Below are 20,783 nucleotides of genomic sequence, written 5' to 3'. Positions count from 1 at the left end.
AAATGTCCTGATGTTCAGACTCTCAAACTATTGACTGGAACGCCAGATTTTCTATTTGAAAATGAGTTAACAACCGAAGATGAACGCTTCAAAGTACTACCAGATATCAATTTAAAAGAAAACCGTACAAGTCAAAATCTATGTACTGTTCTAAAAGCTTATGTATATGGTAATTCTAATGATGCTCAGGTGTACGAGGAAATGTTGAATCGCTTTATCTTCCCTATGACTCTCCAGCATTATGGCAGCAAGGAGCAAAATCTCACAATCAAAGAAAACACTAGTTTTGTGATTGATTCTGGCGATACGGTCTCCCTTTCTTTTAAGTCGGTGACATTAGAAAAGAACGCTAGTCTCGTTTGTGCACACACATGTCCACTTTCAAACTGAACAGATGACTCAATTGGAGCATACTTCCTTGAATAATGGAATTGTCGTCATTGGGACACATGGAGGAAATGGCGGGAATGGCGGGAATGGAGCAGCTGGAGCAAACGGCGGAAACGGTGGTTCCGATATTAATAAAAAATTGGGTGGAAATGGGACTGAGGGTGCAGATGGCTCTCCCGGAACAGAGGGTGGCAACTCATCTGAATGTAAGTTTTATATCAAAAAACTTACAGGAGATACTCCTTTTGGCAGCTATGGTGGGAATGGTGGAAATGGCGGAAAATGGTGGTAAAAGTGGAAACGGAGCAAATATAGTTATCTATATAGAGGAAGGAGTGGAATATATTCTTACAGGTACACATGACGTTTCCCCTGGACAAGGTGGAAACGGCGCTGCTGCTGGAAAAGGCGGGTCTAAGAAAAGTGATGGCAAGCCGGGCTCACCGGGAACAAGTGGCAGTGCTGGAAAAAGTGGTAGCGCTGGGCAAGCCGGGCAAAGCGAGAATATCTCTATTTTACCTTATCGTGATCCTGTAGATTAATCCGGTTAACCCTTCTTATATCACTTAGATGCAATCAAACGAACAAGCTGTCGAAATAATTTCTGCATCAAAAAAGAGTGGAATCATCGCAGTAAACTAAATAGCTGTATTGTTCCCTTCTACTCTTTTCAAAATACGAAAACTATAATTTAAGAAATGATTCATCAATAATAAGCGGAGAGACGAAAATCTAAACCTGATTTCCGTCTCTCCGCTTCATTTATCTAGAATAGTTGATGTAGCTTGTTCTTCTTATTTCGTTTAATTATCCAATTCATGGAACTGACGATAAACTTCTTGTTTCTTGATTCCGTTTTTGACTGCAATCGTTTTGATTGCCGCATTCGGTTTTTCTCCTTGATCGATCAATTGTTGTACTTGTTCTTTCAAGCTACCTTGAAGCTGTTCAGTTGGGACTATTTCCTCGTTGCTTCCCTCAACAAGTAAACAGCATTCTCCCTTGATCGGCTGTTTTTCTAAATAACCAAGTAATTCTTCGATGTCTCCGCGTAGGTATTCTTCATGGATCTTCGTCAATTCTCGACAAAGCACCACTTGACGATTGCCGAACACTTCCAACATGTTAGTCAACGTTGCGGCTACGCGATAAGGTGATTCGTAAAAAATCAATGTTGCTTTCTGTGCGACAAGAGATGCTAGTATGTCCTGTTGTTCCTTTTTCTTTCTAGGTAAGAAACCATAGAATAAAAATGGTTGCGGAACAAGCCCAGAGGCAATCAATGCGGTTATACCCGCTGTAGGACCTGGCAATGCTACAACTGGGATATCTTCTTTGATACAAGCAACAACAAGCTCATGTCCAGGATCACTGATAGATGGCATGCCCGCATCGCTTACTTGTGCTATCGTTTTTCCTTCTTTTAGCCAGTCGATCAATTGAGGAATACGTTCTTTATAATTATGTTCGTGCAAACTTTTTTGGGGAGTTTGGATCTCGAAATGATTCAATAGCTTTTGTGTATTGCGTGTATCCTCACTCGCGATCAAATCCGCTTCTTGTAATGTCCGCACACTGCGAACAGTCATATCCTCCAAGTTTCCGATCGGTGTTGGAACGAGGTAAAGTGTGCCAAACACGTGATTTCCTTTAAAGCTCTTTTGGTTATACATATGATTCTCCTTATCAAACAGAGTAAAGGAAGCTACTCTAATTAAAAAATTTATCCTGGTAGTTCAACGACGAATACCGCAAAACAAGAATGCTTTGCGGTATTCATTGACTGTGATAGAAGCCACTAGATCCTTTGATTTAGCGTCCACTTTCACGATAGATCACTTCTAAACAGAACGCACAAGGTTCATCATTTTCACGTCTTGAACCATACAAATCATAACAAACATGAAATCCTTCTTCGTAAATCTTTTCAAGATTCATTCGGGATTTTGATAGTTCTTGTTTGGCATTTTCAGCTGGAGCTTGCGCCACTTGGTTCAATTCACGAAGATGTTCACGTAATCGTTGATTTTCCATCTCTAAGGTGGTATTTTTCTCAACGATCTCATGCAGTGCATGTTTCATCTCTACTAATTCAGTCAATGTATTTCGTAACTCTGACTCCAATTGGTTCAACCCATCATATAATGATCTCTTATCCATTCATCTCACCTACTTGGATGAAATTTTTTAGTTCATCCCATTCATATTCAACAGGATTCTCCCGTCCGTTCAGTCGCACACTAACTAAGCAACTAAGCAGGTTCAATCCTACGACTTTCCCTTTACCATCAGGAGTTTCAAGTGTTTTCCCAAAGTCAGGGAGTTCTTTTTTTGCGGCTTCATATGCTTCACTTTCATACTGTAGACAGCACATCAAGCGACCGCACAAGCCAGAAATTTTAGTTGGGTTCAGTGATAATCCTTGTTCTTTTGCCATTTTGATCGAAACAGGGACAAAATCTCCTAAGAAAGAAGAACAGCAGAGTGGTCGCCCACAAGGCCCGATACTTCCGATCATCTTCGCCTCATCCCGAACACCGATTTGTTTCAATTCGATCCTTGTACGAAAAACGGCCGCCAAATCTTTCACTAATTCACGAAAATCAATACGTCCATCTGCCGCAAAATAAAAAGTCAATTTGCTTCGATCAAAAGTATATTCAACTTGGACGATCTTCATTTCTAGTTTTCTCTCTCTAATTTTTTCTTTCGCAATCAAAAAAGCTTTTTTTGCATCTTCTTCATTTTTGTTGCATTTTTTTAGCTCAGCAGTTGTTGCTTTATGCAAAATGGGATTGATGGTTTCAGGTAAATCTTCCAGATCAATATCTCTTTTGGGAATAGCAACCGTTGCGATATGTAAAGTTTGCTGAGACTCGACTAACACTTTATCATTGTATGCATATTCTGAATCTCCGGGTGTAAAATAATAGACATGACCAGCATCTCTATAACGGACACCTACTACTTCTACCATTTGTGGCCTCCTTGATTACGCAAAATATAAATTGACAAATCAAAAAATCGTTTGTAATACAAATTGCTCAGCAACGGCTTGAAAACTCACATTGCTACGCAGTTTTTGTTCTGCTAACAAAATACGTTCAATCGTTTGATTCAGCCGTTTGACTTTACCATACTCCCCAGATGTTATCGCCTGTTTTTGAGCTTCCTGATAATAATACATTAAAATTGAAAAACCAGTAAATTGTTGTTTTTTTTCTTTAAATACTTTCACCAATCGTTTTTGGACATAGATAAAGGCTTGTGTATCTCTTTTATCTAAGTAGACAAACCATTGATAAATCAAGTCCTTAGCCTCATTAAACCATTCATCTTCTGAGATTTCAACTGCTTTTCCTAAACTGTTTGTCAAGAATGACAAAAGTTTTGCTTTTTCCGCAGAAATTTGCTGATCTTGTAATTTTTGAATCAATGAATCCTTTGACAATTCTTGGAAATGCAAGGTTTGACAACGAGATTGGATCGTAGGTAAGATCCGACCAATGGCTTCCGTTTCTAAAATCGCTAGAAAATCACCAGGTGGTTCTTCTAAAAATTTCAATAGACTATTGGCCGCACTCGCGTTCATTTTTTCTGCTTCCTGGATCAAGAATACTTTTTTCCTTGATTCATATCCACTACGACTAAACTCTGTCTGTAAGCGCCGGATCTGATCGACCTTGATCGACTGACCATCGGGTGCAAGAACGAGTACATCCGGATGTTCTTGATTTTTGATCCGTTGACAATTATTGCATCTGCCACAAGGTTGTTGGTTGTTCATATTCGTACAATATAAATGTTGTGCTAACCAAATGCCTACCTCATGCTTTCCTGTACCTTTTTCACCTTCAAAAAGATAAGCATGAGCGAGACGCCCATGCTCAAAACTTCGTTGAAGTTGTTGATACACGAGAGGTTGCATTTGCGCAAGTATGTTTTCTTGAGCCATAGTTCCTCCTAGAAATGGTGGAATCCTTCAACTGGTAAGACAAAGACTGTTGCTCCGCCCACTTCTACTTCTACAGGATAAGGAACGCCACCGTCCATTGAAATATCTAACGTTACTGGAGTAGAAACAAATTGTTTTCTTGACTCACATGTTTTTTTGATGATCTCTAATGCTTCTTCGACACGATCGTCCTCAATACCAACGATAAATGTGCTGTTTCCCGCTTTAAGGAAACCACCAGTAGAAGATAATTTAGTCGCACGAATGTTTGCATCGATCAATTCATTGGACAAACGGTTGCTATCTTTATCTTGAATGATTGCTAAAATGATTTTCATTTACGTTCACCTTCCTGACTTTCAAAATATTGTGGAAATTGGTTGATAATTGCGTGGTAACTCAATTGTAACACTTCTTCAAAACTATTTCTTGCATCGATCTTATGGATGCGGTCTGGATGCTCCTCTACCAATTTCAAATAGGCATGACGGACACGCTGGTGGAACTCTAATCCCTCTGAATCTAAGCGATCGATTTGATTCTGGCGATTTTTAGCGATGCGACGTAATCCTGTGTCAGAATCCACATCAAGATAAAGAGTAAAATCAGGAGTCGTTCCTTCTGTAGCAAATTCATTCAGTTCAGCAATCTCGTTTACGCCGATCCGACGACCCGCACCTTGGTAGGCCAACGAACTATCGACAAAACGATCACACAAAACGATTTTCCTACTCGAAAGTGCAGGTAAAACTTTTTCGACCAAGTGCTGTCTTCGAGCAGCTGCGTATAATAAACTTTCTGTTCGCTCGTCCATGCGATCATTTTTGGGATCAAGAATCACTGCACGAATCTGTTCAGCAATTGGTATCCCACCTGGTTCCCGAGTTTGAATGATCTCTGTTTTTGCTACTTGTTGTAAAAGAGGATATAGTTCTTTGATGATACTCGTTTTACCTGCACCATCAGGTCCCTCGATCGTAATAAATAAGCCGTTCACACTTGTTCCTCCATCTCTTCTCTTGCTTTTCTATTGTATCTGAAAATCTTTGTTGATCAAACTACCGCGATCTGACTCGTAGAAAAAAATCATAGTTCACGTCTGCCTTCGACCGCTTTCATTAAAGTCACTTCGTCTGCATATTCGATATCGGAACCAACAGATAAGCCATGAGCTAACCGTGTGACTTTGATACCAGCAGGCTTGATCAATCGTGAAAGGTAGATTGCTGTTGCTTCTCCTTCAGTGGTCGCATTCGTTGCGATGATCACTTCTTGGACCTCTGCATCATGCAAACGTTGTAAGAGAGGAGGAATATTGATATCTTCTGGACCCGTACCTTCCATTGGTGACAATACACCATGTAGCACATGGTACAAGCCACGATACTCACGCATCTTCTCCATCGCCATGACATCTTTTGGTTCTTCAACGACTAAAATGATGCCACGATCTCTCGATGGATCTTTACAGATCTCACAAGGATCTTCTTCTGTGATATTTCCGCAAATACTACAAAAATGTAGATCGCGTTTGACGCTCAATAAAGCTTTGGCAAATTCATTGACCACTTCATCTTTCATATCGATCGTATAAAAAGCCAGTCTTGTCGCTGTTTTTTGACCAATACCTGGAAGTCTCATATAACTGTCGATCAGTTTGGCAATTGGTTCTGGATATTGCATGTTCATTTCCCCTTCAGGAAAATTTAAAAGGGTAAGCCCTTAGTGTATTTTCCCATTGTTTTTTCTGATTCTGTATCGATTTTTTCTAATACGTCATTTACAGCCATCACAATCAAATCTTGTAGCATTTCTGTATCTTCTGGGTCAACTACTTCATCATTGATCTGGATATCTTTCATTCGACGATTACCAGTAAAGACGACTTTGACTAGATCATTCGTAGAACTACCAGTAAATTCTGTTTCATTTAGTTTTTCTTGGGCTTCGCCCATTTCTTTTTGCATTTTTTGGACTTGCTTCATCATCCCTTGCATATTTCCCATTCCGCGCATCATTAATATCGCTCTCCTTTTCTAATCATCGATTACTGTGACTGCTGAACCGAAAAGTTCTTCAGCTTTCGTCACTACATTTTCTTGGTTTGTTTGTTCTTGAGGAAGCAATTCGATCTCGTCTGATTCATCATCAGACGCAAACGATTCTTCTGCTTCTCCATCCTTTGCTTGGACGAGATAATTATTTCTTAGACCAGGCCAACTTTCCCGTGTGATATAGACAGGCTCTGGCGCATAATCTTTGATCATGCGACTAAGTTGGTTGTGGATCGCTAATTGAAGCCCTTCGTCATTAGCTGCGCGCTGACAGACGATTTCATAATCAAAAGTAATCACTAGTCCATTAGGTCCTGCCGCAACTGGTTCACTTGCTTTGAGCATCGCTCGCTGGGTCACTGACAAACTCATCAAAAGATCATCCCAGACTTCTTTTACTTCATTCAAGTGTTTCCTTGTCGCCTCTTTTAGTACATTATACACCCGTTCCGTAGGAATACGGTATGTACTTGGCTGTTTTTTCTGAACAGGTGATTGCGGCGTTTGCTGATTCGCAGTGACTTTCACCGTGCCATTTTTGATTTCTTTGATTTCCTTTTTCAGCTCTTGGATCTCTTGTTGCAATTGTTTTACTTGTTGCTGATCGATTTCACTAGGCACTTGCTGACTTTCATTTGCTGAAGATTGAGCTAGTTTCACTGTCGCAACCTCTAAATAAATAGTCGCACTATTTGTAAAACGCACCTCATTTTGTGTATCGCTCAAAATTTGGATCATTTGAAACAAGCGTTGTGCCGGGATTTCTTTCGCCAATGTCGTGAATGTTTCTGTTTTGACATGTGAGGTTTCCTCTAATAGATTTGGTGCTTGCTGAAACATCAATAGATCACGGCAATAAGACAACAGATCTTCTAAAAAGCGCCGTGATTCTTTTCCTGCCGCTAAAATTTGATTCAATTCTTGTAAGGCTTGTGGGATCTCTTTGCTAAAACAAGCGGATAGATACGCATCCATCATCTCATTCGTCAAACTCCCCGTGACTTGCATTGCATCATCCAACGTGATCGTGCCATCACTGAAAGAAATCGCTTGGTCAAGAATACTTAACGCATCTCGCATCCCACCTTCTGCTGCTCGTGCGATGACTGTCAACGCAGGCGCTTCGTAAGCAATCTCTGTTTGATCCAAGATATATTCTAAATGTTCGGTAATATCTGCTGCATTGATCCGTTTGAAATCAAAACGTTGTGTTCGAGAGATGATCGTTGCAGGGATTTTGTGCGGTTCAGTGGTTGCTAAAATAAAAATAACACTTTCTTTTGGTTCTTCCAGTGTTTTCAGTAAAGCATTGAACGCTCCAGTCGAAAGCATGTGGACTTCATCAATGATATAAATTTTGTAAGCGGCTTTTGTTGGTGCATAATTTGCTCGATCTCTGATGAAACGGATCTCCTCGACACCATTGTTACTTGCCGCATCGATTTCAATGACATCTTCTTGTGTCCCAGTCGTGATCGACTGACACATCTCACAATGATTACAAGGTTCACCATCTTTGCTGTTTGGGCAATTGATCGCCTTGGCAAATATTTTTGCCGCACTTGTTTTCCCTGTCCCTCTTGGTCCTGTAAACAAATAGGCATGTGAGGTTTTATGGGAAACAATCGCATTTTTCAATGTTTGTGTCACAGCTTTTTGTCCAACGATATCCTCAAATCGCTGTGAACGCCACACACGATAAAGTGCTTGATATGCCATAAGGATCCCCCTTCTTTTGAAAAATTCACTAACTTTTATTATACGTGATTTAGCCAAAAAAAACTACTATACTTTATTCGGTTGTAACAGAAGTGAGCAACACTTAGAAATAAGCCTTAACATTCAAAAAAGCTGCTCATATTTTGGGATGTTTCGGCTAAATACCAATTTCGAACATCGTTTGTCTAGGTTGTGAAAGAAACCTTAAACTCTAGACTATTAGACAGAAACAGCAAAAATAGCTATTTCATCGTTGATTTTTTGAGCTGTGTCCAAAGAGTTGCGCCTTGAACAGTATTTATCCAGATTCTGAAAAAAAGTTCAGTTCTAAAACGTATGGCTGAATGTGGGAAATAGGTGCTCTGGTTTTCTACATCTTTCGACTGAGAGCATTTTCAGTCTCCTATGGTATAATACAAACATATACGTAGTAAAAAAATACTTGCTCACAGGGAGGACTTTTTATGGGACTTATTAAAGCAGCAACTAGCATGATCGGCGGCGGATTAGCAGATCAATGGATCGAAGTCATTGAACCAGACAATATGAGCGACACCACAGTCATGACAAAAGGTGTCAAGGTACGTAAAGACGATAAAAGAGGATCCAATCGAAAAGGTACAGAAGATGTATTGACAGATGGCACAGTCGTTCATGTCTATCCGAACATGATGATGCTTTTGGTAGATGGTGGAAAAATCATCGATTACACAGCTGAAGAAGGCTATTATACGATCAAAAACGATGCTGCCCCTTCCATGTTCAATGGTTCATTGAAAGGTGCAATCGCTGAAACCTTTGACCGCTTTAAATTTGGTGGCGTAACTCCACAAAAACAACAAGTATTCTATATCAATCTACAAGAGATCAAAGGAATCAAATTTGGCACAAGCGCGCCATTAAATTACTTTGATAATTTCTATAATGCAGAATTATTCTTACGTGCGCATGGAACGTACTCTATCCATATCACCGATCCAATATTATTCTATACAAATGCAATTCCTAAAAATAAGGCGCAAGTTGAAATTGCAGATATCAATGAACAATATTTAGCAGAATTCTTGACTGCTCTTCAATCAGCGATCAACCAAATGTCTGCTGATGGGCAACGTATTTCCTATGTCCCATCAAAAAGTTTAGAACTAAGCAAATATATGGGCACAGCGTTAGACGATTCCTGGCGTGAGCTTCGTGGGATGGAGATTGTTTCTGTCGCAGTTGCTAGCATCTCTTACACAGATGATTCGGTCAAACTCATCAACATGCGCAATGAAGGTGCCATGTTAGGTGATCCTAGTGTCCGTGAGGGCTATGTGCAAGGTTCGATTGCTCGTGGGATGGAAGCTGCAGGTAAAAATGATGCCGGTGCGATGACTGGCTTTATGGGTATGGGAATGGGCATGAATGCCAATGGCTCCTACTTAGCTCAGTCCGCACAAAATAATCAAGAACAAATCAAGCAACAACAAGAAAAACAAAACCAACAAACAGCTCAAGGTACTAACGATACATGGACTTGCCCTGTCTGTGGTACCGAAAACACCGGGAAATTCTGTTCAAACTGTGGTGCTGCAAAACCAGTGGCAAATAGCCAACCAAAGCTTGAAATGAAATGTAGCGAATGTCATGAAGTAGTGGATCTTTCAAATGGAATTCCTAAGTTTTGTCCAAATTGTGGAAAACCATTCAAAGGTATCCCACTCGACTAGTTGAAAGGGGTGCCTGAATGGATGCTTTAACACATAAATGCCCCAATTGTGGCGGACCATTGACCTTCGATCCAAAAGATCAAAAATTTCATTGCGACTATTGCCTAAATATTTATACAGAAGCAGAAGTCAGTCAATATGAAGAGGAACAAAAAGCGGCCCGCGACATTAATGGGACTCAAGATCAACCAGTTGCAACGGATGAGTTCACCTTTACAGCAGAAGAACAGCTCGATCAAATGGATGAAACAGAACGTCAAGCATTTGCCGATGCTGGTGGAATGACTGATACAGAGGCAACAGCTGAACAGACGGCTACTGACGAACAAAGCAACATGGAACTATTTTTATGTCCAAACTGCGGTGCAGAAATCGTCACAGAAGCCACTACAGCTGCTACCTATTGTTACTACTGTCATAATCCAGTCGTGCTATCCGGACGACTAAGTGGTGACTTCTTACCAAATAAAGTTCTGCCTTTTGCTGTAGAAAAAGAAGAAGCAATTAAACAGTTTCTCGCATGGACGAAGAAAAAATGGTTTGTACCAAAAGCATTTTTCAATCAGGAGCAAATCGACAAATTAACTGGCGTTTATTTCCCATATTGGGCAACCGACGCTGAACTAGATGGTTCTTTACAAGCCAACGGGACAGTTGTCAGAATCTGGCGTGTCGGTGATATCGAGTATACCGAAACAAAACAATATGCCGTACACCGTGAAGGAAAGCTTTTCTTCAAAGAATTAGTAAAAAATGCTTTGTCAAAAAATACTCAACAAAAAATGGTGGAAGCTGTCCAACCATTTCCTTTAGCTAAAGCTATCGGATTCAAAAGTCAATATCTCGCTGGATTCCAAGCAGAGAAACGTGACATTGAGTACCAAGCAATCAAAGCAGATATCCAAAATGAGTTACGTGACTATTCCGAAAAATTGTTGCGAGATACAGCCAATGGCTATACTACTTTGACCGGAGTACGTGCTTCTGCAGAAATCACTGGCGAAAAAAATGAATATGTCTTGTTACCGGTCTGGCTTGTTACTTACCGTAGCAACGATTCTAACAAGAAAGTCTATTATTATGCAATGAATGGCCAAACGGGTAAAGTTAGCGGTGTATTACCGATCAGTCATAAAAAACTCGCTTTGACCTCTTTCGGGATATTCACTGTTTTAGCGATCCTCTTTATGATTGGAGGCTATTTGATATGATGAGTAAAAAAAGTCTCTCCATTTTCTTTTTATTAGCCATTAGTTTACTGTGGACACCGATCGTAGGAGCCGCTACCCCAACAATCAATGACGAGGCGAATTTATTTACAAGCGAACAAGTCAACACACTGAGCCAACAAGCGAAAGAAATCAATGACAAGATCAAAGGACAAGTATTTATTGTCACGACTACCTCAAATACTGCAGAACCTAGAGACTTCGCTGACAACTATTTAAAAACCGCAATAGGAAATGATCAAAATGGTTCTGTTTTACTTTTAGATATGGGGCAACGAGAAATCTATATCTCCACTTCTGGAAATATGATTGACTATTTGACGGATCGCCGGATCGATTCGATTTTAGATGATGTCTATGATCAGATGACGAATGCAAACTATTATGCAGCAGCCCAAGCCTATTTGACCAAAGCTTCTACTTATGTAGATGAAGGAGTGCCTGGCGGTCATTATCGTATAGATGAAGCCACAGGTAAAATCACTCGGTATAAAGTTTTGACTACCGTCGAAATAGTGATTGCGGTGGCTTTGGCAGCTATCTTAAGCATCGCTTTTTATATGATCACCGCCTCACGATACCAATTGAAATCCGGGACATATAAATACCCATTTCGTGAAAAGGCAAGTATCAAATTGACGGACAAAACAGATCGTTTAACGAACTCCTTTGTCACGACTCGTCGTATCCCTAAAGCGCCACCCCCAGGAAGCGGTGGTGGTGGCAGCACGACTCATTCGAGTGGTGGCGGTACCTTTGGCGGCGGCGGCCGAAGTTTTTAATTAAACGAAAACAGAACACAAACCAAAACATGGATCAGATTATGAGGGACTCCCTCTATCTGATCCATATTTTTTGATTCTTTCATCAAATACTTACACACTTGTCCATACTTCATAGGTATAGAAATAAAATTACGTTAGATAGATAAATATATTGATTTTTAATTTCATAAATGTATACTTGATTTATGAAAGCGTTTCAAATGGACAAAAGGAGGTCTCACCATGAATAATAAAGAAACAGTTCCATCAATCATTCATTTTGGGATGAAATCGGCTTGTTACTTGCTTCTTGCTTGTATCGTCAGTGGTATCTTCATTCCCTATTTATTCTATTTATTGCACTGGGAAGTTCGACTGGGTGTCTTTCTCTTTCTTCCTCCCTCTTTAGCTGCTGTCATCACTGGCAATTATTATTTTATTTCAACTAATACAGGTTTTACTAAAGGATGTATCCGAACATTTCTTATCGCTACAGTCTGTCTGATGTTCGTCGCTTATCTATGGTTGTATCAAGGCATCATCTTCTAAATTCTATCGATAAAAAAGGAGTGTCAATATGTTAACAAAGTTTACAGAAATCATTGAGCGTTATTTGGCAGGTCCAATGGCTACAATTGCCAACCAAAGACATTTACGTGCCATACGTGATGGGATCATAGCTACATTGCCACTAATTATCGTCGGTTCGTTTTTCTTGATCATTGCTTTTCCGCCCTTACCGCCCAGTTGGGGGATCTATCAGTTCTTGTCCGAAAATGCAGCAACTATTTTATTACCTTATCGCATGACCATGTATATCATGTCTCTATATGCGACATTTGGCATCGGTGCCAGTTTAGCCAAAACCTATAAACTAGATGTTGTTTCTGGTGGGTTACTCGCTACGATTGCTTTTTTGTTGACCTTTATCCCTGTCAATATTCCTCTTGAGGCTGCGGAAGCTGCTGGTACTTCTGGTTTTGTTTTGCCTATGGCCAATCTTGGCGGTGGTGGGATGTTTGTCGGAATCATTACTTCAATTTTTGCAGTCGAAGTGTATCGTTTGACGGATAAATCGAAATTTAAAATCACAATGCCTGAGCAAGTACCTCCTGCGGTCGCTCGTTCTTTCGAAGCATTAACGCCAACCTTGATCGTGATTTTAGTCATGGCATCGATCAGCTATTACATCGGCTTTGATTGGCACACTGCCGTTTCAAAAATTGTCAGCCCTTTGATCAGCGCAACCGATACGTTGCCGAGTGTCTTGTTGCTGATTTTTCTAATCACTTTCTTCTGGGCATTCGGTATCCATGGCGTATCCATCATTGGTTCACTTGCTCGCCCCTTATGGTTGCAGATCTTAGAATCCAATACAACTGCAGCAGCAGCTGGTGAGGCTTTACCCAATATTGCAGCTGAACCTTTTTATCAATGGTTTGTTTGGATCGGTGGCGCAGGTTGTACGATCGGTTTAGCGATTCTGCTTGCCTTCACAGCCAAATCAAAATATGCTTCAAAATTAGGTAAAGCAATCATCACTCCTTCTATTTTCAATATCAATGAGCCAGTTATCTTTGGCGTACCGATCGTATTGAATCCAACACTGATCATTCCGTTTATCTTTGCTCCAATGGTTTGCGCAACCATCGCTTGGTTTGCGACTAAACTAGGTTTAGTCAGTGCTGTTACCATCACCGCACCATGGACGCTCCCTGGTCCTATTGGTGCTTACTTAGCTACAGGTGGTGACTGGCGGGCAGCCGTATTGAACATTTTATTGATCATTCTTTCCATTTTCATGTATTATCCATTTGTTAAGATTTATGATAAAAATGAATTAGCAAAAGAACAGGCTTTAGAAACTGGAACACCAAGATAGACACCACTATCTAACTAATTTGAGAAATACTTAAAGTAAGTTTGAGTCAACTTCTTTTATTTCATAAAAACAGCACCTACTTTCCTTAAAGAAAGAAGTAGGTGCTATTTTTCATTACTGTTTTTTCATTCTAGCGAAACTGATTTGTTGTAACTTATTATTTCAATACCCAGACACTGCTTGTTTCGGGATTGCTATTGGTATTCCACCATTTTGCTTCATAGGTCTTTCCTTTGTAGACGACTCGGTCACCACCAGAATATGCTTTGATTGTTCTCCATTCTTCTGTTTGTGTTTTATCTACTTTCTCCCATGCCTGAGATGTATCAGGACGTTCACCTCTGACCCACCATTTAGCACGGTATTGGATGCCGTTATAAATCACTAAATCTCCTGCTGTGTAAATTTGGTCACTGCGCCAAGTATCTTGAATAACATTTTGCTCATTGGTCTTGATTATCACTGCCGGACTTTTTCCTGACTCATTACCTGCTCCATCATAAGCACTGACTTGATAAGTATAGCTAGTATTGCTTGCTAGATTTGTATCGGTGAAATTCAAGCCTGTTACTGAATTGATTTTCACCCCATCACGATAGATATTGTAGCCAGCCACACGTAAATTATCTGTCGCAGCAGTCCAAGTGATCTGTGCGGTATTTGTAGTAACAGTGCCTTGTGTCAAACCTGTAGGGATGCTTGGTGCTTCGTCATCTTTTTCTTCTTGTCGTGTAACAACCGTCAAGAAGCCCGTTTTTGCTGATTCATTACCTGCTTCATCATAAGCACTCACCTGATACACATATACTTCGTTACTCTTTAAATTTTCATCTAAATACTCTGGCTTATCCGTTGTTCCCACTTTTACGTTGTTCCGATAAACATTATACCCTTTGACTTTTGTGTTGTCTGATGATGGATTCCATGTTAATTTGACAGAATGACTTGTTACCTCATTCGCCGCAAGATCTGATGGAATCGTCGGTGCTTCTTTGTCATTATTGTTCGTACCACCATCGATATCTCCTACTTCACCTGTCATCTCATCTCGATACTCCCAGATTTTTTTAGTCAAGCTTGGTAGTTTTTCCATTTCAAGTCGACTTTCAGCAGTTACTTGAATACCCCATTTTTCAAAGAAAGGTTGTAAGTTCTGACCACTGATTTTTGAAGCCGCAACGACAAAATACTGACGTTTATCTTGTTCCGTAGGAAGGGCGCGTTGTTCATTTCGATACATTTTATGTAAATTAGGATAGAAATCTTCACCAAATGCTAATTCCAATTGCCAGAACATTCCTAATTTTGTCCAGATATCCTGGTCATCAAATTGTTTCTGTCCTGTTCCATTCAAATAGTTGAAAATAGTTGGATAACGATTATCTCTTTCTAGACGACTACGCTCGCTCAGTCCTTTTTCTGCGCGCAGAGAATAAATGTTTACTGTGACCTCCGTCAAGTCTTTCCAATTCATTCGTGATAATTGATACGTATGACCAAGTTCATGCCAAATTCCCCATTGTCCGATAGTCGTAGGATTCAGTACTGCTCTCATTGCATCTGAGGTGCTGTTATAAGCTGTATGTTGATAAAAAGCATACATATAATAGCCAGACTGAATGGTTTCTCGCAAATGCTGGAACAAACCAACTGGCTTTCGATGGACAGCAGAACTACCATCTAAACCAGACGTTTGATTATGGAATGTAATGACTTTCTCATGTGCATTAAGAATCGTCTCAGGATCCTTTGCATCCTGGAGTGTTCGATTCGATCCTGTCACTAACACACGGTCACCGACTAGTTCATAGCCTACTGCTGTCGGATTATCGGCAATCATTTTTGTCCATTCCTGCTGGGTTGTTTTACCAAGAATAAACCGAGGAATCTTTATCCCACCTTTGATTTCAATACTTAGTTTTCCTTGCGCTGTTTGACCAGATTCATTTCGAATGTGGATCAGACCGACTTGCGAACCAGAAATCACATTACGTCCCTTAACCAGTTGTGTTCCATTTGCCGACCCTTCCGAAAAACTCGTTAAAGCAGGTGTAGTAACTGTATATGTCGGCAGTTGTGTTTGATCAGTTGATTCATCTACGTATATCTCGATCACATCATTCCCACGCTTATATATTCCGGTCGATTGATTAGTACTCGGACCAAATGGATTATCTAAAATAGTTGATCTATATGTATTTAGATTCTCACTCTGTTTGAGTTCCAGTTTAGTAGAAATATTTTGATTTGTTTGTACGATTGCAGATATGGTAGCTTTTTCATTATCCCTCGAATGAATAACTTCATCTGCAGTAGTTATATCAGAAAACATAACTATTCCTAACAGTGCAGCGCTAAATAATAAACTTTTCTTCATTTTTAAAATAACTCCCCTAAAATTAATTTTTATTACAAAATAACTATAACATCTGAAAGAATATGTTATTTACCAATTTTTCATCACATCTAAAAAAAATGAAAAAAAATTTATTTTATTTATGCTTCAACTGATAATTACCTATAAAATTGCTGTTTATATCACTATCCTTATCAAACAATGATTTAAAAAAATAAGGAAAGAATAAACATGTTTTGTATATTTTGCCTATATAATAAAAAAACAGACTACTTGAATGACCTAGCCTCTGATAGAAACAGTTTTAGAATGTTTAAGCAAATAGATTTTTCTTATCTCTGGAATGTCCGCGTCTGATATGCATTCGACAGCAAGTATCTTTTCTTCTGATGTCGAATGCTGAATCATCGTTACTTGCAGAATATTCTTTATTTGGAAAAAGATTCTGAGCATACATCTACACATTAAAAAACTTAATTCATAAACCTATTATTATTTTTGAAAACGTAGGAAATTAACACGTACTTCTGTATACCAAGCGAATAAACCTAATGTTTAGAATTCTTCGTTAACAGCCAACCAGTGATCAGAAGAAACAGTAAATCGTTTTGCTGTTTTCATGAGTGGTACATTGGTATTTACAAAAGATCAAAAGCAAAAAACAGACTATCCTGATAGGATAGTCTGTTAAACCTTGACTTAACAATGGTTTGATTATTCTGCAGCGTTTTCGTCTTTGAGACCGTATTTTTTGTTGAAACGGTCCACACGTCCGTCTGCTTGTGTGAATTTTTGACGTCCAGTGTAGAATGGATGTGAGTCAGAAGTTACTTCGACACGGATGACTGGGTATGTATTACCGTCTTCCCATTCAACTGTTTCTTGTGAAGTTTTTGTTGAACCTGACAAGAATTTGAAACCAGTTGTAGAATCCAAAAATACGACTGGATGGTAATCTGGATGGATATTTTCTTTCATGCTATTCGCTCCTTTGCCCTGCTTCATTTGCTGAACCAGAGTTGATTTGTCGATTTACAACATTTACATCTTACCATGTTTCCTATAAGCTTGCAATTATCTTTTTAAATTTCTTGTGGGATTTTTTTTGCCAAAAGAAACATCTTGGAAATCTTTAAAAAATTGTTGGTTATTTTTAGTTTTTCGCAAGAAACGGATCAATTGTTCCGTATATTCTAATGAGTCGCCAATCATATGCTTACGGAGTTTCCAGATTTCTTCTAGCTGATCACTATCCATCAATAACTCTTCTTTACGAGTACCTGATTTTTTGATGTCGATGGCAGGGAAAATACGGCGTTCTGATAATTCACGAGATAGTTGTAATTCTAAGTTCCCTGTTCCTTTGAATTCTTCGTAGATGACATCATCCATCCGACTCCCAGTATCAACTAATGCCGTAGCCAAAATCGTTAAGCTACCGCCTTCTTCAATATTTCTGGCAGCGCCAAAGAATTTTTTCGGTTTGTACAATGCTGCAGGATCGATTCCTCCGCTCAATGTACGACCACTTGGTGGTACCACTAGATTATAAGCACGAGCTAAGCGAGTGATACTGTCCATCAAGATGACGACATCCCGTTTATCTTCAACTAAACGCATGGCACGCTCTAAAACCAATTCAGAAACCCGCGTGTGGTTTTGTGGTTGCAGATCAAATGTGGAAGAAACCACATCGCCTTTGACACTACGCTCAAGATCGGTTACTTCTTCAGGTCTTTCGTCGATCAATAGAACGATCAACTCCACTTCTGGATGATTTTCAGTGATCCCATTAGCGATTTCTTTTAAGATGGATGTTTTTCCTGCTTTCGGCGGTGCAACGATCAACCCACGTTGTCCAAAGCCAATCGGCGAGAAAATATCGATCATGCGTGTTGCAATTTGTTGCGGTGTCGTTTCTAAACGAAGTTGCTTCTCCGGATAAAGCGGCGTCAATGCTGGGAAATGCGGGCGCTCTTTCGCATCTTCAGGATCTCTCCCATTGACACTTTCAACGTGCATCAATCCGTAATATCGTTCTGATTCTTTAGGCGGTCTTGCTTTACCAGCTACTTTGTCACCGTTTCTTAAACTGAAGCGACGAATTTGGGAGGCAGAGATATAAATATCTTCGACACTTGGACCATAGTTGATCGGACGCAAAAAACCATAGCCGTCTTGTCCAACGATATCTAAAATCCCCTCCATATAGTAAAAGCCTTGTTTTTCAGCCTGAGCTCGAATAACAGCTAGGGATAATTCCTTTTTGTTCATCTTACTGTAATAAGGAATCTTGAATTCTTTTGCATAACTGTAAACATCTTTTAGTGTTTTGTTTTCCAGTTCGGCCATTGTCAAATAATCGCTCATTCGGCTTCCACTTCCTCCACCATTTTGATACTTGCTCCGATTGCTGTTAATTTCTCGATGATATGATCATAACCACGCAAAATATATTCGACATTATAAATCGTTGTCGTGCCTTCTGCCATCAATCCTGCAATCACTAAACAAGCCCCTGCGCGTAGATCTGAAGCAACAACTTCAGCGCCATGGAGTTTATTCGGCCCATTCAGGATGATCATATTACCTTCTACTGAGATATCAGCACCCATTCGTGCTAATTCAGGAACATGATTCACTCGCTTCGAATAGATCGTATCCACGATCTCAGCAGTTCCAGTAGTCATCAATAATAACGGTGTCAACGGTTGTTGTAAGTCTGTGGCAAAACCTGGATACGGATAAGTCATCACATTCGCGGCTTTTAAATTCTTTGAAGGATAAACTTCGATCTCGTCTTCACTGATTTTCATGCTCACACCGATTTCTTGAAGTTTAGCAATAAAACTTTCAAGATGCTCATAGATCACATTCTTGATTTTTACGCCATTTCCTGCGGCAGCAGCTACAGCCAAATAAGTCCCTGCTTCGATACGGTCAGGAATCATGAAATGGCGGCAGCCATGCAGTTCTTCTACTCCTTCAATACGAATCACGTCAGTACCTGCTCCACGTATCTTGGCACCCATATTGTTCAATAATGTCGCAACATCAATGATTTCAGGTTCACGCGCCGCATTTTCGATTGTCGTCTGTCCATTTGCTTTCACTGCTGCTAACATGATATTGATCGTTGCACCAACAGAAATCACATCCATAAACACACGATTTCCATTAAGCGTTTTGTTTTCTGTTCGTAAGTACATCGCACCATGTTCATTTGTGACTTTTGCTCCTAACGCTTCAAACCCTTTGATATGAAGGTCGATTGGACGCGGACCAAGGTAACAGCCGCCTGGTAGACCAACAACTGCTTCGCCAAATTTAGCTAATAAGGTGCCCATAAAATAGTAAGAAGCACGCAAGCTATTGATCTTCCCACTTGGCATCGGTACTGAAACGACACCACGTGGATCGATTTCTAATACATTGTTTTCAAAACGGACAGTTGCGCCCATGATTTCTAAAATTTCTATCAATGAATGAACATCTTGAATGTCAGGTACACCTTCCAAGATCACAGGAGAATCTGCTAAAATCGCTGCTGGTATCAAGGCAACTGCACTATTTTTAGCACCACTGATCGTTACTTCACCAGTCAATGGACGATTTCCTTCGATGATTATTTTTTTCATTTGTTCCCCACCTTGTTTATTCCTCAAATTTATACATATGCTTGTATTTTATCATAGATGAAACGAAGAAACGAGTATCGTTCCTTTTATTTAAATAAAAAAAGAGAACAATCGCCGGATCGGCACATTGTTCTCTTCTATCAGTTATCTCGTTCGATCTAACTTTTATCGATTATGCTTTGTTAGCAGAACCGAACCAGTCGATATGAGATTCAGCATCTTTAACGATTGCTGCTTTACCTGGTGCTAATAATTTACGAGGGTCAAATCCTTTACCTTCGCGGTCTTTACCAGCTTCGATATATTCACGAGTTGCTGCAGCAAATGATAATTGGAATTCAGTGTTCACATTTACTTTAGAAATACCCATTGAGATAGCTTTTTCGATTTGATCTTGAGGAATACCAGATCCGCCGTGTAATACTAAAGGTACATCTGAACCTACAGCATCAGCAATTGCTTGTAAGTGATCAAATGCTAATCCGCTCCAGTTTTCTGGATATTGACCGTGGATGTTACCAATACCACATGCTAAGTAGTCAATACCTGTTGCTACCATTTGTTTACATTCTTCGATGTCTGCTAATTCACCTGTTCCGATGATTCCATCTTCTTCTCCACCGATTGAACCAACTTCACACTCAACTGAGATTCCTTTAGCGTGAGCTTTTTCAACAACGTCTCTAGCTAATTTCAAGTTTTCTTCGAATGGTAAATGAGAACCATCGAACATAACTGAAGTATAGCCAACTTCGATACATTCTAATGCAGCATCGTAGTCACCGTGGTCTAAATGGATTGCCACTGGAACAGTGATGTTCATTGATTCAACTAAATTAGTGATCATGTCTTTACATACTTTGTAACCACCCATGTATTTAGCTGCACCCATTGAAGTTTGGATAAGTACTGGTGCTTTTTTAGCTTCAGCTGCTTCTAAGATCGCTTGAGTCCATTCTAAGTTGTTTGTGTTGAACCCGCCGACAGCATAACCGCCTTTACGAGCAGCTTGTAAAAATTCAGCTCCTGATACTACTGGCATAATAAATTCCTCCTAAATTTTGTGAAAACTAAATTTGTTAAG

The 20,783-nt window shown here is 39.8% G+C and carries 22 protein-coding genes; 8 read left to right on the top strand and 14 right to left on the bottom strand.

Annotation, left to right across the window (positions count from 1 at the left end):
- Positions 1-30: 30 nt before the first annotated feature.
- The 3 genes from IGJ49_RS03695 to IGJ49_RS03685 are packed head-to-tail and all read left to right on the top strand — an operon-like array spanning position 31 to position 932.
- On the top strand, positions 31-390 hold the full coding sequence (locus IGJ49_RS03695; RefSeq protein WP_034691329.1) for a hypothetical protein: 360 nt from the start codon (positions 31-33) through the stop codon (positions 388-390).
- Between the two features lie 28 nt (positions 391-418).
- On the top strand, positions 419-682 hold the full coding sequence (locus IGJ49_RS03690) for a hypothetical protein (RefSeq protein ID WP_438722442.1): 264 nt from the start codon (positions 419-421) through the stop codon (positions 680-682).
- Positions 636-932, top strand: coding sequence for a hypothetical protein (locus IGJ49_RS03685; RefSeq protein WP_438722440.1), 297 nt, complete (start codon positions 636-638; stop codon positions 930-932). Before IGJ49_RS03690 ends, IGJ49_RS03685 begins: the two co-directional genes overlap by 47 nt.
- A 261-nt stretch (positions 933-1,193) precedes the next feature.
- Here the strand turns inward: IGJ49_RS03685 and rsmI are convergent, their stop codons facing one another.
- The 9 genes from rsmI to dnaX all read right to left on the bottom strand — a co-directional run bounded on the left by rsmI (position 1,194) and on the right by dnaX (position 8,118).
- The gene (rsmI, locus tag IGJ49_RS03680) at positions 1,194-2,063 is read right to left on the bottom strand and encodes a 16S rRNA (cytidine(1402)-2'-O)-methyltransferase (protein ID WP_010736044.1); all 870 of its coding nucleotides are present in this window, start codon (positions 2,061-2,063) and stop codon (positions 1,194-1,196) included.
- A 139-nt stretch (positions 2,064-2,202) separates the two neighbouring features.
- On the bottom strand, positions 2,203-2,550 hold the full coding sequence (locus tag IGJ49_RS03675; protein WP_010736045.1) for a DNA replication initiation control protein YabA: 348 nt from the start codon (positions 2,548-2,550) through the stop codon (positions 2,203-2,205).
- Entirely contained in the window at positions 2,543-3,367 is an 825-nt protein-coding gene (locus tag IGJ49_RS03670) for a PSP1 domain-containing protein (protein ID WP_010736046.1), read from the bottom strand. Before IGJ49_RS03670 ends, IGJ49_RS03675 begins: the two co-directional genes overlap by 8 nt.
- Positions 3,368-3,406: 39 nt before the next feature.
- Positions 3,407-4,345, bottom strand: a complete 939-nt coding sequence (gene holB, locus IGJ49_RS03665; protein ID WP_010736047.1) for a DNA polymerase III subunit delta' — start codon at positions 4,343-4,345, stop codon at positions 3,407-3,409.
- An 8-nt stretch (positions 4,346-4,353) separates the two neighbouring features.
- Positions 4,354-4,683: a cyclic-di-AMP receptor gene (locus IGJ49_RS03660; RefSeq protein ID WP_010736048.1), complete on the bottom strand. Its 330-nt coding sequence runs from the start codon at positions 4,681-4,683 to the stop codon at positions 4,354-4,356.
- On the bottom strand, positions 4,680-5,342 hold the full coding sequence (tmk, locus tag IGJ49_RS03655) for a dTMP kinase (RefSeq protein WP_438722436.1): 663 nt from the start codon (positions 5,340-5,342) through the stop codon (positions 4,680-4,682). The genes IGJ49_RS03660 and tmk overlap by 4 nt, the downstream gene beginning before the upstream one ends.
- A gap of 89 nt (positions 5,343-5,431) precedes the next feature.
- Entirely contained in the window at positions 5,432-6,028 is a 597-nt protein-coding gene (recR, locus tag IGJ49_RS03650; RefSeq protein ID WP_019722633.1) for a recombination mediator RecR, read from the bottom strand.
- Between the two features lie 23 nt (positions 6,029-6,051).
- Entirely contained in the window at positions 6,052-6,363 is a 312-nt protein-coding gene (locus IGJ49_RS03645; RefSeq protein ID WP_010736051.1) for a YbaB/EbfC family nucleoid-associated protein, read from the bottom strand.
- A gap of 18 nt (positions 6,364-6,381) precedes the next feature.
- The gene (gene dnaX, locus IGJ49_RS03640; RefSeq protein WP_438722433.1) at positions 6,382-8,118 is read right to left on the bottom strand and encodes a DNA polymerase III subunit gamma/tau; all 1,737 of its coding nucleotides are present in this window, start codon (positions 8,116-8,118) and stop codon (positions 6,382-6,384) included.
- A gap of 464 nt (positions 8,119-8,582) precedes the next feature.
- Here dnaX and IGJ49_RS03635 point away from each other — a divergent pair, with 464 nt between their 5' ends.
- The 5 genes from IGJ49_RS03635 (at position 8,583) to IGJ49_RS03615 (ending at position 13,705) form a co-directional block, all read left to right on the top strand.
- On the top strand, positions 8,583-9,830 hold the full coding sequence (locus tag IGJ49_RS03635; RefSeq protein WP_438722431.1) for an SPFH domain-containing protein: 1,248 nt from the start codon (positions 8,583-8,585) through the stop codon (positions 9,828-9,830).
- A gap of 17 nt (positions 9,831-9,847) precedes the next feature.
- Positions 9,848-11,041, top strand: coding sequence for a TFIIB-type zinc ribbon-containing protein (locus IGJ49_RS03630; RefSeq protein ID WP_375152141.1), 1,194 nt, complete (start codon positions 9,848-9,850; stop codon positions 11,039-11,041).
- The gene (locus tag IGJ49_RS03625) at positions 11,038-11,841 is read left to right on the top strand and encodes a TPM domain-containing protein (protein ID WP_023519265.1); all 804 of its coding nucleotides are present in this window, start codon (positions 11,038-11,040) and stop codon (positions 11,839-11,841) included. Before IGJ49_RS03630 ends, IGJ49_RS03625 begins: the two co-directional genes overlap by 4 nt.
- Positions 11,842-12,066: 225 nt before the next feature.
- Positions 12,067-12,372 carry a hypothetical protein gene (locus IGJ49_RS03620; protein WP_010736056.1) on the top strand — a complete coding sequence of 102 codons (306 nt, stop codon included), beginning with the start codon at positions 12,067-12,069 and terminating at the stop codon, positions 12,370-12,372.
- Between the two features lie 28 nt (positions 12,373-12,400).
- A complete protein-coding gene (locus IGJ49_RS03615) occupies positions 12,401-13,705 on the top strand; it encodes a PTS sugar transporter subunit IIC (protein ID WP_023519264.1) in 1,305 nt (434 codons plus the stop codon).
- A gap of 157 nt (positions 13,706-13,862) precedes the next feature.
- Here the strand turns inward: IGJ49_RS03615 and IGJ49_RS03610 are convergent, their stop codons facing one another.
- The 5 genes from IGJ49_RS03610 to IGJ49_RS03590 form a co-directional block, all read right to left on the bottom strand.
- Positions 13,863-16,082, bottom strand: a complete 2,220-nt coding sequence (locus IGJ49_RS03610; protein WP_349520142.1) for a M60 family metallopeptidase — start codon at positions 16,080-16,082, stop codon at positions 13,863-13,865.
- A gap of 693 nt (positions 16,083-16,775) precedes the next feature.
- Positions 16,776-17,039 carry a type B 50S ribosomal protein L31 gene (locus IGJ49_RS03605; RefSeq protein ID WP_010736059.1) on the bottom strand — a complete coding sequence of 88 codons (264 nt, stop codon included), beginning with the start codon at positions 17,037-17,039 and terminating at the stop codon, positions 16,776-16,778.
- Positions 17,040-17,135: 96 nt separating this feature from the next.
- Positions 17,136-18,431 (bottom strand): transcription termination factor Rho, encoded by a 1,296-nt coding sequence (gene rho / locus IGJ49_RS03600; RefSeq protein ID WP_010736060.1) that lies wholly within the window; start codon positions 18,429-18,431, stop codon positions 17,136-17,138.
- On the bottom strand, positions 18,428-19,699 hold the full coding sequence (locus IGJ49_RS03595; protein ID WP_137072045.1) for a UDP-N-acetylglucosamine 1-carboxyvinyltransferase: 1,272 nt from the start codon (positions 19,697-19,699) through the stop codon (positions 18,428-18,430). The genes rho and IGJ49_RS03595 overlap by 4 nt, the downstream gene beginning before the upstream one ends.
- A 172-nt stretch (positions 19,700-19,871) precedes the next feature.
- The gene (locus tag IGJ49_RS03590; protein ID WP_010736062.1) at positions 19,872-20,741 is read right to left on the bottom strand and encodes a class II fructose-bisphosphate aldolase; all 870 of its coding nucleotides are present in this window, start codon (positions 20,739-20,741) and stop codon (positions 19,872-19,874) included.
- Between the last annotated feature and the right edge of the window lie 42 nt (positions 20,742-20,783).

This window comes from Enterococcus sp. AZ171, from assembly GCF_051714005.1.
GTDB classification, from domain to species: Bacteria; Bacillota; Bacilli; order Lactobacillales; family Enterococcaceae; genus Enterococcus_B; species Enterococcus_B pernyi.
This window is presented reverse-complemented; position numbering and strand designations above follow the sequence as displayed.

Bases quoted from the DNA above. Each gene is read 5' to 3' on its own strand.
- IGJ49_RS03595 (WP_137072045.1), bottom strand. From the start codon at position 19,699: ATGAAAAAAATAATCATCGAAGGAAATCGTCCATTGACTGGTGAAGTA.
- IGJ49_RS03625 (WP_023519265.1), top strand. From the start codon at position 11,038: ATGATGAGTAAAAAAAGTCTCTCCATTTTCTTTTTATTAGCCATTAGT.
- rsmI (WP_010736044.1), bottom strand. From the start codon at position 2,063: ATGTATAACCAAAAGAGCTTTAAAGGAAATCACGTGTTTGGCACACTT.
- IGJ49_RS03635 (WP_438722431.1), top strand. From the start codon at position 8,583: ATGGGACTTATTAAAGCAGCAACTAGCATGATCGGCGGCGGATTAGCA.
- IGJ49_RS03660 (WP_010736048.1), bottom strand. From the start codon at position 4,683: ATGAAAATCATTTTAGCAATCATTCAAGATAAAGATAGCAACCGTTTG.
- IGJ49_RS03645 (WP_010736051.1), bottom strand. From the start codon at position 6,363: ATGATGCGCGGAATGGGAAATATGCAAGGGATGATGAAGCAAGTCCAA.
- dnaX (WP_438722433.1), bottom strand. From the start codon at position 8,118: ATGGCATATCAAGCACTTTATCGTGTGTGGCGTTCACAGCGATTTGAG.
- IGJ49_RS03630 (WP_375152141.1), top strand. From the start codon at position 9,848: ATGGATGCTTTAACACATAAATGCCCCAATTGTGGCGGACCATTGACC.
- IGJ49_RS03605 (WP_010736059.1), bottom strand. From the start codon at position 17,039: ATGAAAGAAAATATCCATCCAGATTACCATCCAGTCGTATTTTTGGAT.
- IGJ49_RS03610 (WP_349520142.1), bottom strand. From the start codon at position 16,082: ATGAAGAAAAGTTTATTATTTAGCGCTGCACTGTTAGGAATAGTTATG.
- holB (WP_010736047.1), bottom strand. From the start codon at position 4,345: ATGGCTCAAGAAAACATACTTGCGCAAATGCAACCTCTCGTGTATCAA.
- rho (WP_010736060.1), bottom strand. From the start codon at position 18,431: ATGAGCGATTATTTGACAATGGCCGAACTGGAAAACAAAACACTAAAA.
- IGJ49_RS03670 (WP_010736046.1), bottom strand. From the start codon at position 3,367: ATGGTAGAAGTAGTAGGTGTCCGTTATAGAGATGCTGGTCATGTCTAT.
- IGJ49_RS03675 (WP_010736045.1), bottom strand. From the start codon at position 2,550: ATGGATAAGAGATCATTATATGATGGGTTGAACCAATTGGAGTCAGAG.
- IGJ49_RS03590 (WP_010736062.1), bottom strand. From the start codon at position 20,741: ATGCCAGTAGTATCAGGAGCTGAATTTTTACAAGCTGCTCGTAAAGGC.
- IGJ49_RS03615 (WP_023519264.1), top strand. From the start codon at position 12,401: ATGTTAACAAAGTTTACAGAAATCATTGAGCGTTATTTGGCAGGTCCA.
- IGJ49_RS03620 (WP_010736056.1), top strand. From the start codon at position 12,067: ATGAATAATAAAGAAACAGTTCCATCAATCATTCATTTTGGGATGAAA.
- recR (WP_019722633.1), bottom strand. From the start codon at position 6,028: ATGCAATATCCAGAACCAATTGCCAAACTGATCGACAGTTATATGAGA.